Source organism: Aeromonas sp. 2MA4 (assembly GCF_029237305.1).
GTDB classification, from domain to species: domain Bacteria; phylum Pseudomonadota; class Gammaproteobacteria; order Enterobacterales; family Aeromonadaceae; genus Aeromonas; species Aeromonas salmonicida.
Map to the genome: position 1 here is coordinate 76,646 of NZ_JAACFY010000014.1, position 12,277 is coordinate 88,922.

At 60.5% G+C, this 12,277-nt stretch carries 12 protein-coding genes; 6 read left to right on the forward strand and 6 right to left on the reverse strand.

The annotated features are described in order from the left end of the window. Nucleotides 1-41: 41 nt before the first annotated feature. The 4 genes from ald to GWQ31_RS14870 all read right to left on the reverse strand — a co-directional run bounded on the left by ald (nucleotide 42) and on the right by GWQ31_RS14870 (nucleotide 4,929). On the reverse strand, nucleotides 42-1,157 hold the full coding sequence (ald, locus tag GWQ31_RS14855) for an alanine dehydrogenase (RefSeq protein ID WP_111589582.1): 1,116 nt from the start codon (nucleotides 1,155-1,157) through the stop codon (nucleotides 42-44). Then, entirely contained in the window at nucleotides 1,154-1,909 is a 756-nt protein-coding gene (locus tag GWQ31_RS14860) for a glutamine amidotransferase (RefSeq protein WP_005319956.1), read from the reverse strand. The genes ald and GWQ31_RS14860 overlap by 4 nt, the downstream gene beginning before the upstream one ends. A gap of 85 nt (nucleotides 1,910-1,994) precedes the next feature. Next, the gene (locus GWQ31_RS14865) at nucleotides 1,995-3,491 is read right to left on the reverse strand and encodes a CoA-acylating methylmalonate-semialdehyde dehydrogenase (RefSeq protein ID WP_275909679.1); all 1,497 of its coding nucleotides are present in this window, start codon (nucleotides 3,489-3,491) and stop codon (nucleotides 1,995-1,997) included. Between the two features lie 106 nt (nucleotides 3,492-3,597). After that, nucleotides 3,598-4,929 (reverse strand): aspartate aminotransferase family protein, encoded by a 1,332-nt coding sequence (locus GWQ31_RS14870; protein WP_275909680.1) that lies wholly within the window; start codon nucleotides 4,927-4,929, stop codon nucleotides 3,598-3,600. Nucleotides 4,930-5,102: 173 nt separating this feature from the next. Here GWQ31_RS14870 and GWQ31_RS14875 point away from each other — a divergent pair, with 173 nt between their 5' ends. The 3 genes from GWQ31_RS14875 to GWQ31_RS14885 all read left to right on the forward strand — a co-directional run bounded on the left by GWQ31_RS14875 (nucleotide 5,103) and on the right by GWQ31_RS14885 (nucleotide 7,787). Beyond that, the gene (locus tag GWQ31_RS14875) at nucleotides 5,103-5,645 is read left to right on the forward strand and encodes a cupin domain-containing protein (protein ID WP_265461553.1); all 543 of its coding nucleotides are present in this window, start codon (nucleotides 5,103-5,105) and stop codon (nucleotides 5,643-5,645) included. A 352-nt stretch (nucleotides 5,646-5,997) separates the two neighbouring features. After that, entirely contained in the window at nucleotides 5,998-7,494 is a 1,497-nt protein-coding gene (locus GWQ31_RS14880) for an aldehyde dehydrogenase (RefSeq protein ID WP_275909681.1), read from the forward strand. Nucleotides 7,495-7,619: 125 nt separating this feature from the next. Continuing rightward, nucleotides 7,620-7,787 (forward strand): hypothetical protein, encoded by a 168-nt coding sequence (locus GWQ31_RS14885; RefSeq protein WP_265461551.1) that lies wholly within the window; start codon nucleotides 7,620-7,622, stop codon nucleotides 7,785-7,787. Here GWQ31_RS14885 and GWQ31_RS14890 read toward each other — a convergent pair whose 3' ends face one another. Both GWQ31_RS14890 and GWQ31_RS14895 read right to left on the reverse strand, forming a co-directional pair. Further along, on the reverse strand, nucleotides 7,788-8,108 hold the full coding sequence (locus tag GWQ31_RS14890; protein ID WP_034523574.1) for a helix-turn-helix transcriptional regulator: 321 nt from the start codon (nucleotides 8,106-8,108) through the stop codon (nucleotides 7,788-7,790). A 2-nt stretch (nucleotides 8,109-8,110) separates the two neighbouring features. Beyond that, nucleotides 8,111-9,463, reverse strand: a complete 1,353-nt coding sequence (locus GWQ31_RS14895; protein WP_021138673.1) for a HipA domain-containing protein — start codon at nucleotides 9,461-9,463, stop codon at nucleotides 8,111-8,113. Between the two features lie 209 nt (nucleotides 9,464-9,672). Between GWQ31_RS14895 and rarD the strand changes: the two genes are divergently transcribed. From rarD to GWQ31_RS14910, 3 genes are all read left to right on the forward strand, one after another. Continuing rightward, nucleotides 9,673-10,575, forward strand: coding sequence for an EamA family transporter RarD (gene rarD / locus GWQ31_RS14900; RefSeq protein WP_087756736.1), 903 nt, complete (start codon nucleotides 9,673-9,675; stop codon nucleotides 10,573-10,575). A gap of 68 nt (nucleotides 10,576-10,643) precedes the next feature. Further along, nucleotides 10,644-11,462, forward strand: coding sequence for an AraC family transcriptional regulator (locus GWQ31_RS14905; RefSeq protein WP_058395615.1), 819 nt, complete (start codon nucleotides 10,644-10,646; stop codon nucleotides 11,460-11,462). Nucleotides 11,463-11,578: 116 nt separating this feature from the next. After that, nucleotides 11,579-12,226 (forward strand): LysE family transporter, encoded by a 648-nt coding sequence (locus GWQ31_RS14910; protein ID WP_265422393.1) that lies wholly within the window; start codon nucleotides 11,579-11,581, stop codon nucleotides 12,224-12,226. The last annotated feature ends 51 nt before the right edge of the window (nucleotides 12,227-12,277 follow it).

Genomic DNA, 12,277 nt, shown 5'->3' on the forward strand with positions numbered 1-12,277 from the left:
AACCAGCTCGACGTTTGCCGGCAGGGTTCACACCGGCTGCGTCACGCCAGCACGGATTCGGCGCTGACGTACTCGTAGCCAAGCGCCTGGGCCACTGCCGCCTGGGTGACCTTGCCCTTGAACACGTTCAGACCGGCCCGCAGGTGTTTGTCATCCTTGAGCGCCTGGGCGTAACCCTTGTCTGCCAGCGCCAGCACGAACGGCAAGGTGGCATTGGTCAGCGCGAAGGTGGAGGTACGCGCGACACCGCCCGGCATGTTGGCCACGCAGTAGTGGATGATGCCATCCACCACATAGGTGGGCTCCTCGTGGGTAGTGGGGTGGGAAGTCTCGAAACAGCCGCCCTGATCGATGGCCACGTCCACCAGCACTGAGCCCTTGCGCATCAGCTTGAGCATGTCGCGGGTCAGCAGCCTGGGCGCCGCCGCTCCCGGGATCAGCACGGCGCCGATCACCAGATCCGCCTGAGCGATGCAGGCTTCGATATTGGTGCGGGTGGAGTAAAGCGTCTTGAGGGCCGGGCCATAGAGGCTGTCCAGCTCCCGCAGGCGCGGCAGGGATCGATCCAGAATGGTGACATCAGCCCCCAGACCCAGCGCCATGCGCGCCGAGTTGACGCCCACCACGCCGCCCCCCAGCACCACTACCTTGGCAGGGGCCACTGCAGGCACACCACCTAGCAGGGTGCCATTGCCCCCCTGCGCCTTCTCCAGACTGTGTGCGCCGGCCTGGATTGCCATCCGTCCCGCCACCTCGGACATGGGTGCCAGCAGAGGCAGACCGCCACGCTCGTCGGTCACCGTCTCGTAGGCGATGGCCACCGCCCCCGAGTGGACCAGCAGCTGGGTCTGCACCGGATCCGGCGCCAGGTGCAGATAGGTAAAGAGCAGCTGACCGGGGCGCAGCAGTTCACACTCCTCCGGCTGGGGCTCCTTCACCTTCACTATCATCTCGGCCCGGGCGAATATCTCAGCCGCACTCGCCACCAGCTCAGCACCGGCAGCCTGGTACTCGGCATCGGACAGCCCGATCGCCTCGCCCCCCTGCTGTTGCACCAGCACAGTGTGTCCCCGGGCCGCCAGCTCCTGCACTCCGGCGGGAGTCATGCCGACCCGGTATTCATGGTTTTTGATTTCCTTGGGTACGCCAATAATCATGCTCGCTCTCCTGCTGTGATCCCGCCGGCCGCCCTTTCGCTACCGGGCAGGATGCCCAAAAATTGTAACAACCACTGCATCATGGTGGCCGAATCCACCTCCCCCTCCAGCGAGGAGAGGCTGCTCTGATAACGATCATCGGACAAGAAGTCCCGCCGCCGCTCGATCAGCGCCCGGTTGTACTCCACCGAAAACTCCGGATGCCCCTGAATGGCGACTATGTGGTCCCCCTGCAAGAACATGAAGTTGGGGCAAAAATCGTTGCCCGCCAGCCGGGTCGCACCGGGTGGCAACAGGGCCACCTGATCCTGATGGCTGGCCAGGATCCGGATCTGATCCAGCCCGGGCTGCATCCAGGATCCGGTCGCCAGCATGGGGTGAACCGAGACCCCCAGCCCCCACCCCTTGGTGGATTTGACCACCTCGCCCCCCAACGCCTGCGCAATCACCTGATGGCCGAAGCAGACCCCGGCCAGCTTGACGTCGGCGTCGTGGGCCAGCCGGATCCAGGCGCGCAGTGCCTGGATCCAGGGCAGATCGCTGTAGGCATCGTGCCGCGAACCCGTGATGAGCCAGGCATCACACTCTTGCAGATCGTCCGGCAGCTCGCCATCGAGCGCCGACCAGATCCTGAACTCCAGCTCGGGGGCCAACGCCCGAAAGCCCTTGATAAACATCTCGGAGTAAACGGGGCCAAAATGATCCGCCAAATCGGGATCCAGCCGGTCACAATCGAGAATTCCCAGTCGCATCTGTTACTCCTTCAACAGGGATAGCGGGGCACTCCGGCAGCGTTTCACCACCGGGCCATGCCTGGACTAGCTGCTGCATGGTTGCTTACTTCATGGTCGGCATGGAGAACTCGGCAACGGCCCGCAGGCTCTGTGGCCAGCGCGCCGTTACCGTCTTCATCCGGGTATAGAAGCGCACCCCATCCGGCCCGTGCATGTTGAGCGGCCCGAAGATGGACCGTTTCCAACCCCCAAAGCTGTGAAACGCCATGGGCACGGGAATGGGGACGTTCACCCCTACCATACCGACCTGAACCCTGGCAGTGAAGTCCCGCGCAGTATCGCCGTCGCAAGTAAAGATGGCAGTGCCATTGCCATACTCGTGCTGGTTGATGAGCCCGAGCGCCGTCTCGTAATCCGGGGCCCGCACTATGGCGAGCACGGGGCCGAAAATCTCCTCCCGGTAGATGCGCATCTCGGGGGTTACCTCGTCAAACAAGCTGCCACCGATAAAGTAGCCTTCCCCGTGACTCACGCCGCGACCATCCACTCGCAGCAGGGCGCCCTCGGCCACCCCCTGATCCACATAACCTCGCACCTTGGCCAGATGCTCACGGCTGATGAGAGGCCCCATCTCGTTCTCCGGGCTCTGACCCAGACCCGGCCCGACCCGTAGCGCTTCCACCAGCGGCGCCAGCTTGGCCACCAGTGCATCGGCGGTCTCATCACCCACCACCACAGCGACCGAAATGGCCATACAGCGCTCGCCCGCCGCCCCATAAGCCGCCCCCATCAGGGCGGAGACCGCCTGATCGAGATCCGCATCCGGCATCACCAGCATGTGGTTCTTGGCACCGCCCAGCGCCTGCACCCGCTTGCCGTGGGCCGAGGCAGTGGCATAGATATATTCGGCGATGGTAGTGGAGCCCACGAAAGAGACGGCGCCAACCCGCGGATCGGTCAGCAGCACATCCACCACCTCCTTGTCGCCGTTGACCACGTTGAGCACGCCATCTGGCAAACCGGCCTGCTTGAGCAGCTCGGCCATGCGCAGGGAGAGGGAGGGATCCTTCTCGGAGGGCTTGAGAATAAAGGTATTGCCGCAGGCGATGGCTACCGGGAACATCCAGAGCGGCACCATGGCCGGAAAGTTGAACGGCGTGATACCGGCGCACACCCCCACCGGCTGCATCATGGAATGGCTGTCTACCCCCCGGCCCACATTGAGGGAGTGCTCCCCCTTGAGCAGATGGGGAATGCCGCAGGCAAACTCCACCACTTCCAGCCCCCGGGTCAGCTCACCCTGGGCATCGGAGAAGACCTTGCCATGCTCGCGGCTGATGAGCTCCGCCAGCTCATCTCTGTGCCGCTCCATCAGCTCTTTGAAGCGAAACAGCACTCGCGCACGCACCAGCGGCGGTGTCTGGGACCAGTCGGTGAAAGCACGCTCCGCCACGGCGATGGCCTCGCCACATTCGGCGGCGGTGGCGAGTGCCACACTCCCCTGCTGCTGGCCGGTGGCCGGGTTGAAGATGGCACCAAACCGCTCGCTGTGACTCTGTTGCAGCTGGCCGTCGATAAAGTTGCTGACCCTGTATGTCATATATCCTCCATGATGAGTAATCCGCATTCCCCTGCGGGCCTACGGGCCGGGCACAGGGAGATGGCGCCCGACAAGCCGCGGGCGCCATGAAACAAGGTGAAAAAGGTCAGTCCTGGGTCTGCAACACATCCTGCAGCAGGGTGAAGAGGTCGTCGATCTGGCTGCGCTCGATAATGAGCGGCGGCGACAGGGCTATGATGTCCCCTGTCACGCGAACCAGGGCCCCCTTCTCGAAGCAGCGCACGAACACCTCATAGGCACGCTTGCCAGGGGCATCGGGCATGGACTCGAGCTCGATACCCGCCACCAGCCCGTAGTTGCGCACATCCTTCACATGCTTGCAGCCCTTGAGGGAGTGGGCCGCCTCCTCCCAGTAGCCCGCCAGATCGGCGGCGCGGGTGAGCAGGTTTTCGTTGCGGTAGATGTCGAGGGTCGCCAGCGCGGCGGCGGCGGCCACCGGGTGACCCGAGTAGGTGTAGCCGTGGAACAGCTCGATGGCGCCCTTGCCGGCGGCCATCATGTCGTCATAGATGTGGTTTTGCACCAGCACGGCCCCCATGGGGATGGCGCCATTGGTGAGCCCCTTGGCACAGGTGATCATGTCGGGAATGACATCGAACTCCTGTGCCGCGAAGGGGGAACCGAGCCGACCGAAGCCGGTGATCACCTCGTCGAAGATCAGCAGAATGCCGTGTTTGGTGCAGATCTCCCGCAGCCGCTTGAGGTACCCCTTGGGCGGCATGATGACACCGGTGCTGCCGGCTATGGGTTCGACGATGACAGCCGCTATGTTGCTGGCATCGTGCAGGAAGACGATCTTCTCCAGCTCGTCGGCCAGGGTCAGGTCTTCGTCGGGCAATCCCCTGGTGAAGGCATGCTTGGCAATATTGAGGGTGTGGGGCAGATGATCCACCCCGGTCAGCAGGGAGCCGAACCACTTGCGATTGCCGGGAATGCCCCCCACAGAGATGCCGCCAAAGCCCACTCCATGGTAGCCCCGTTCACGACCAATCAGCCGGGTGCGGGTACCCTGTCCCCGCGCCCGCTGCCAGGCCAGCGCTATTTTCAGCGCCGTATCCACAGATTCGGAACCCGAGTTGGTATAGAAGACGTGGGCGAACCCTTGGGGGGCTATCTCCACCAGCTGGTTGGCCAGCTCGAACGGCAAGGGGTGCCCCATCTGGAACGTAGGAGCAAAATCGAGGTGGGAAATCTGCTGGGAAACCGCCTCGGCGATCTCGCGGCGACCATGGCCCGCGTTGCAACACCAGAGCCCGGCAGTGCCATCCAGTATCTTGCGGCCATCCTCTGAGTGATAATACATCCCCTCTGCCGACTTCAGGATGCGCGGCGCCGCCTTGAATTGCTGGTTGGCGGTGAACGGCATCCAGAAGGCGGACATGTCGGAGGGCGTATTGATGTCGCTGATCGGTTTCATGGTCACCTCATCCTTAAGGTGTTTAGTAACTATCGGCTTATGCCTATTAAATTAAACACCTGAATCCATAAAAAAGGGCTCAATATTGCCCTGCTTGGTGTCACCCCGACCGGGGTGGTATAAGATATTTAACACAATTTTAATAATAGTAAACAGTCAAGGAGTGTCTATTGATGGATATCGGTCACCGCCTCAAGGCGGTTCGCACCAAGGCGGCCCTCTCCCAGCGCGAGCTAGCCAAACGCTCCGGTGTGACCAACGGTTTTATCTCCCAGATCGAGAAAAATCAGGTGAGCCCCTCAGTGTCATCGCTGCGCAAGGTACTCGAAGGCATTCCCATGTCCCTGGCCAGCTTCTTCACCGAAGAGACAGAGATGGGGACAGAGGTGATCTTCCGCGCCAGCGACATGCCGGACCTTGGCACCCATCCCATCAGCTACCGACTGGTGGGCCACAGCCGCGCCAACCGTGCCATCGGCATGATGCAGGAGATACTGCCGCCGGGCGCAGACACGGGTGACGACATGCTGAGCCACGAAGGGGAAGAGTGCGGCATCGTCATTCAGGGGACGGTCGAGGTGACCATTGGCGAGCAGACCCACCAGCTGGCACCGGGTGATGGCTACTACTTCGACAGCCGCACGCCGCACCGTTTTCGCAACGTGGGCGAGCAGGAGTGCGTGCTGATCTCGGCCAACACGCCGGCCAGTTTCTAAGTCGCCATTTGGCAAAGTCCGGGCTGATCTCGGCCAAGTCACGCCGGCCAGTTTCCAAGCCGCCATTTGACAGAGTTCGGACTGATCTCGGGCAAGTCACGCCGGCCAGTTTCCAAGCCGCCATTTGACAGAATTCGGGCTGCTCTCGAACAGATCACATCAGCCACACAGAGTCGCAAGGCAGCATCATTGAACCGTGTTCGAGCTGCTCTCAGGCAAAGCATCCCGGCCAGTTCCTGACGGGAACAGCCTCAACTGTTTAATAAAATGTTACATAGTGGATTTACAAGCGGCGGTATGTTTAGCATATTGATACGCGGATACCAATTCTTTGCCGGTTCAAGGAGTGAACATGAGTGACCTGACTCTGGCCCAGTGGCAACACAAGGCCGCCCATCTGACCCTGCCCTCACAAGCCTTCATCGACGGCAGCTACCGTGATGCCATCAATGGCGCCACCTTCGACTGCATCAACCCGGCCAATGGCCAGCTACTGACCAAGGTCGCCGCCTGCGATGCCGCCGATGCCGAGCTGGCGGTGCAGGCCGCCCGTGCCGCCTTCTATGACAAACGCTGGAGCGGGCTGGCCCCGAAACAGCGCAAGCTGATCATGCAGCGCTTCGCCGACCTGATGCGTCTGAACAAGGTGGAGCTGGCACTGCTGGAGTCGCTGGACATGGGCAAGCCCATCAGCGATGCCATGGGGTATGACGCTCCCGCCGCCGCCAACTGCATCGCCTGGAACGCCGAAGCCATCGACAAGATCTACGATCAGGTCGCACCGGTGGAAGAGTCCGCCCTGGCGCTGGTAACCCGCGAGGCCCTCGGCGTGGTCGCCGCCATTGTGCCCTGGAACTTCCCGCTGGTGATGGCCTGCTGGAAGCTGGGCCCGGCGCTGGCGACCGGTAACTCAGTCATCCTCAAGCCCTCCGAGAAATCCCCCCTCACCGCCCTGCGCATCGCAGGTATCGCGAAAGAGGCGGGCATTCCGGATGGGGTCTTCAACGTGTTGCCGGGCTTTGGTCATACGGTGGGTGAGGCGCTGGCCATGCACATGGACGTGGATTGCATCACCTTCACCGGCTCCACCAAGATCGGCAAACATCTGGTGGAGTGCTCCGGCAAGTCCAACCTCAAGCGCGCCTTTATGGAGTGTGGTGGCAAGAGCCCCAACATCATACTGGCGGACGCGCCGGATCTGGACGCCGCCGCCAAGAGTGCGGCCGGCGCCATCTTCTACAACCAGGGTGAGGTGTGTACCGCCGCCTCTCGCCTGCTGGTGCAAAACAGCATCAAGCCGCAATTTATGGAACGGTTGCTGGCCCATGCCCGCGAATGGATTGCGGCCAACCCGATCGATCCCGCCACCCGCATCGGCGCCATGGTGGATAACATCCAGATGGAGCAGGTGCTGCGCTACATCGATATCGGCCAGCAGGAAGGGGCCAAGCTGCTGCTGGGGGGCAAGCGCACCAATATGGAGAGCGGTGGCTTCTACATCGAACCCACCATCTTCGACGAGGTGACGCCCGAGATGCGCATCTTCCGCGAGGAGATCTTCGGCCCAGTGCTGGCGGTGACCGGCTTCGATACGCTGGAGGAAGCGATCGCCCTTGGCAACGACACCGACTACGGCCTGGCGGCGGCTATCTGGACCGCTGACCTCAACAAGGCGATCAAGGGCTCCCGCGCCCTGCGTGCCGGCACCGTCTTCGTCAACAACTGGGATGGCGGCGACATGACGATGCCGTTCGGCGGCTTCAAGCAATCCGGCAACGGCCGCGACAAGTCACTGCACGCCCTGGAGAAGTACACCGAGCTGAAAAGCACCTGGATCCAGCTCGAATAGCATCAGAAATGACGCTCATTCGTGAAATAGGGGGAGAAATCCTCCTTTTTCATTTTTGCCCTTTCATCGCACGCCTCAATCGATATAATCGTCAAATAGACAAGCCCTTAAATATAAAGATAAAAATGCTATTTTTTCTGGGAAGTGTACTGTTTCTGGTGATAGGACTGCCCCTGCTGTTCTACCTCTTGGGGCAGGGTGAGGCCTATGTGACCTGGGGTCCGTGGATCTCCGCCATCGCACTCATGCTGTGGTTGCTGATGGACGTCGAGAAGATTCGTCGTGGGCGTTGATCACTCCCACTCATTATCAACCAGTTGATCGGCAACCTGTTTTTGCAAACCCAAGTTCAATGGTGTCAGCCTCATCTTCAATCCAAATGGCCGGAATACCTGATCGACCGTCTTCATTGAAGGAGTGGCAGTATTGCGTTCGATTGCTGACAAGGTGCGTCGACTGATGCCAATTAGACTGGCATAGCCCTCCTGATCCATCCCTAGCATCTCTTTGCGCAACTTGCGTAGCAGGTCGCCTTCGTGGATGACGCCACGATGCAACTTGACCAACAGTTCACGCAGCAGCTCCTCACGCTCCTCTATAGATAGTTTTTTCATCCTCATGCCCCCCACTGCTCAATCCAGACTGTCAGCCTTTCATCGAGCGTATTGAAATTGAATGTCGGCATAGTCAGGATGGAAACGGGTACTCCACGTCGAGCTAAGCGTTCCGGTAACCCCTTGAGCCTTAGTGCCAGCTCGGTCAACGATGCCAACAAGACGTCAGGCTCAACCCGGTGTGACAGACGTTGCGCAATGGCTACCCAATCAAACTGCCCTCCCTCTTCGAGCCCCAACCCCCACTGTGTCGTGCGACGGATCCCCTCTGGATCGGCTTTCATGGGGGCAAAGTCGTAGACTGGCGCGAGCCAGATCCCCTCGTCGCTCTTGAGCAATGCCGTATTGCGGCCATGGTTGTCCGAATTTCCAAAGACCACGTTGAGTAAGTCACGTCTGACCCACTCGATCACAAATGCAGAGCCGTTAAAACGAGTGTTACGCTGTCGGGCCTCACCCTCCAGCATGGGCAGCAAGGTATCGAGAATATCCAGATGGTTAAGGTCCGAGCCTGGAGCTGCGTCCATCACGCTGTAGACAGATTCCACTCCGAAGCGAACCAGTTTTTGCTCCTGCACCGCTACATCAAAGCGGGGAAGCCACAACGAAGGGTATTTGCTCCCTTCGTCAAGACGCATGCCATGAATCGGAATCGTATCGATCCCCAAGGCATTAAGTTCTTGATAATAGTGATACTCAGCTCTGAGGATATCCTGGTCAATGGCGCTGCGATTGTTACGCGGGAACTTGACCAGATAGAAATCATCCAGGCAGTAGGGATCATCCTGAAAAGTGTCTATCCACACCTCCTGATTGCGATTTTGCCGCAACAACAGCTTGGGAGCCTCTCCACCGGCCCCAGTCGCACCACCGCTGGCGGCCCCCATCTGCTGGGCATATTCCAGAAAGTCGGTATCACGTTCCAATACCATCGCCACAGGGAAGCGCAGTTGCGTGACCTGGCTCTGCTCGGGTATCTGAGCCGCGACTCTCTCTACAGCCTCCTTGATGCGCAAGTTTCCGATCGGAGCAATAGTACCGAGAGCCAGAAGGGTACGGTCTTGTCCCTCTTCACCCAAATGTCCGATGTCGAGCTGCCTGACCCAGTAACGGCGCGCACTACCCGCTGGCATAATGTCATCGAGAAAACGAAACCAGCCACCATCATGAGGGATCATCAGCTCAATGGGGTACCTCAAGGCACAAGCGTGCCATCCCTGTGTCTGATGCAGATATTCAAGGGCATAATCAAACTCATAGGCGAGCCGGGCCGAGCGCTTCCCTCCCTCATTCAGCCGCAAACGGGCTGCATCGCACCACCCCTTTTCACCATAAATCTGGATAGTCAGTTCCATCACACCTCGCCATGTGAATTATTTTGCTCAAAATTATGACGCCTTTTATATTATGAGAATTATATTACTCAAAACATAGATCCTTCAGTTTTTTTGAGCAAAATAATTCACATAAAAACATGGTTCTTTGATCCCGCTACGGTACTCGTTACACTCATTGCCCTGTGATCTCCATCACCCCCCAACAAGCCATAAGGCAACATTCACGCATGCAGCAACAAGCTCAGCGTCAGGGCATCATCTATGCCTTGTGCGCCTATACCCTTTGGGGTCTCGCCCCCATCTATTTCAAAACCCTCTCCGCCGTACCGGCCGCCGAAATCCTGACCCACCGCATGATTTGGTCCTGCGTTCTGCTGATGGTGCTGACCCTGCTCGGGCGCCAGTGGCACAAGGTGCAGGCCGTGCTGCGCCAGCCAAAAGTGCTGCTGACCCTGGCCTTCACTTCGGTCACCGTCGGCGGCAACTGGCTGCTCTTTATCTGGGCCATCAACAACGGCCACATGCTGGATGCGAGCCTCGGCTACTACATCAATCCGCTGTTCAACGTGCTGCTCGGCATGCTGTTTCTGAGCGAACAGCTGCGTCGCCTGCAGTGGTGGGCCGTGGGACTGGCGGTGATCGGTGTCGCCGTCCAGCTCATCGCCTTCGGCTCACTGCCCTGGATAGCCCTGGTACTGGCCTCGAGCTTTGCCATCTACGGCCTCATTCGCAAGAAGCTGGCCCTCGATGCCCTCACCGGCCTGCTGATCGAAACCATGATCATGCTGCCGCCGGCCGCCATCTACCTGTGGGGATTCGCCGACAGCCCCACCAGCCATATGACAGAGAACGACTGGCACCTCAATCTGTTGCTGATCGCCGCCGGTGCCGTCACCACGGCGCCCCTGCTCTGCTTCACCGCAGCTGCCACCCGTCTCAAGCTCTCCACCCTGGGTTTCTTCCAGTACATAGGCCCCAGCCTGATGTTCATACTGGCGGTGACCTTGTACGGGGAAGCGCTGACACCGGACAAGCTGATCACCTTCGGCTGCATCTGGAGTGCGCTTGTGCTGTTCAGCCTGGACGGACTGCGCAGCGGCAAGCGGCGCCGGGCTGCCAGTCAGGGTTGACGGCATGGCTGCGTCGACACTGCAATAATCTACAAGCCAATATTCAGGTTTCAGGTTATCAATAGCCGATGAGCGCTCCCCAATCCCGCATCCACTACTGGCAATCCCGGCTGCTGCCGGGGGTTGAACTCTCCCACTCCCATCACAGGGAGTTCAGCTATGGCCGCCACGTTCACCTGGACTATCACATAGGTCTGGTGCAGCAGGGCGGCCAGAAATTCATCCACAAGGGCAGCAGCCACAATCTGGTGCGCGGCGAGCTCTCCACCGTCAACCCGGACGAGATGCACGACGGCCTCAGCCTGCTGCCGGAAGGGTACGAGGTACGGGTATTTGCCATCGCACCCGAACAGCTGGCGCGCTGGCTGCCGGACAGCCCAGAGCCCTTCTTCGACAAGGGCTTGCAGAGCCGTCCCGACCTCTATCAGGGCTTCGCCCGGCTGCACATGTATCTGGACGGTCCCGAGCCAGACGGCCTGCTGGCGGAGAGTCAGCTGCTGGCCCTGCTCGGCGAGCTGCTGCACATAGCGCCGGAGCGCCACGCCCTGGCGGATCCCCAGCTCAGATACCTGCGCGACTATCTGCTGGCCCGACTGGATGAGCGCCACAGCCTGGAGGATCTGGCCGCCCTGTTCGGGCTGGATCGCTTCGCCTTCCTTCGTCAGTTCAAGAAAAAGACCGGCATGACCCCCTATGCCTGGCTCAAGCGACTGAGACTGGAGCAGGGCAAGCGCCTGCTCGGCAGCGGCCTGCCGGTGAGCGAGGTGGCGCTGGCGGTCGGCTTCTTCGATCAGAGCCACTTCCACCACGGTTTCCGGCAGGCATTCGGGCTGACCCCCGCCGATTACCGCCAGCAGATGCAGTCTTTTACGGGCCAGCCCGGCTAGCCAGGTCCATGACAGCCCAGCCCGGTCGATGACCGGCAGCAGATGCAATCTTTTACAATCGCCTCCCCGCCCTGATCCCCCATGCTGTCACCTCATACCGTTATCGAGGTTTCACCATGTTCACCAGCCTGTTTCTGACCATAGGTCTCATCCACCTGATCGCCCTGGCGAGCCCTGGGCCGGACTTCGCGCTGATCTTGCGTACCAGCCTGCACAGGCCCACGGCACTGGGGGCTGCGCTCGGCATAGCACTTGCCATCTTGTTGCACGCCACCCTCAGCCTGACCGGCATCAGCCTGCTGATCGCTGAACATCCCTGGCTCTTCATGGCGGTGAAGGTGGTCGGCGCCCTCTATCTGGGTTGGCTCGGCTGGGGGGCGCTCAAGGCCGCCTGGCACAGCTCGGCAACTCTGGCCCTCAAGGCTGGCGGTGAGCAGCAAGGCTGGCGCAAAGGGATAGGGAGCGGGCTTGCCACCAATCTGCTCAATCCCAAGGCGCTGCTGTTCTTCATGGGACTGCTGGCGGCCATGGTGACGCCGCAGGTGGATGGGCTGACGCGCGGCCTGCTGGTGCTGGAGCTGTTCCTGCTCTCTCTGGTCTGGTTCGGCGTGCTGGCCTGGAGCCTCTCCACCCCGCGGGCCCAGCGCCTGCTTGGCCGGATCCAGCGCCCGCTCAATCTGGTCACGGGTCTGCTGTTCGGCGCCGTCAGCCTCTCCATCCTGACCGGCATGGCCAGCGAGGCCTATGCCCTGGTCCCGCACTGATCTCCTCCCGGCCCCATGAAAAAGAGGGATGGCCTGAGCCATCCCTCTTTG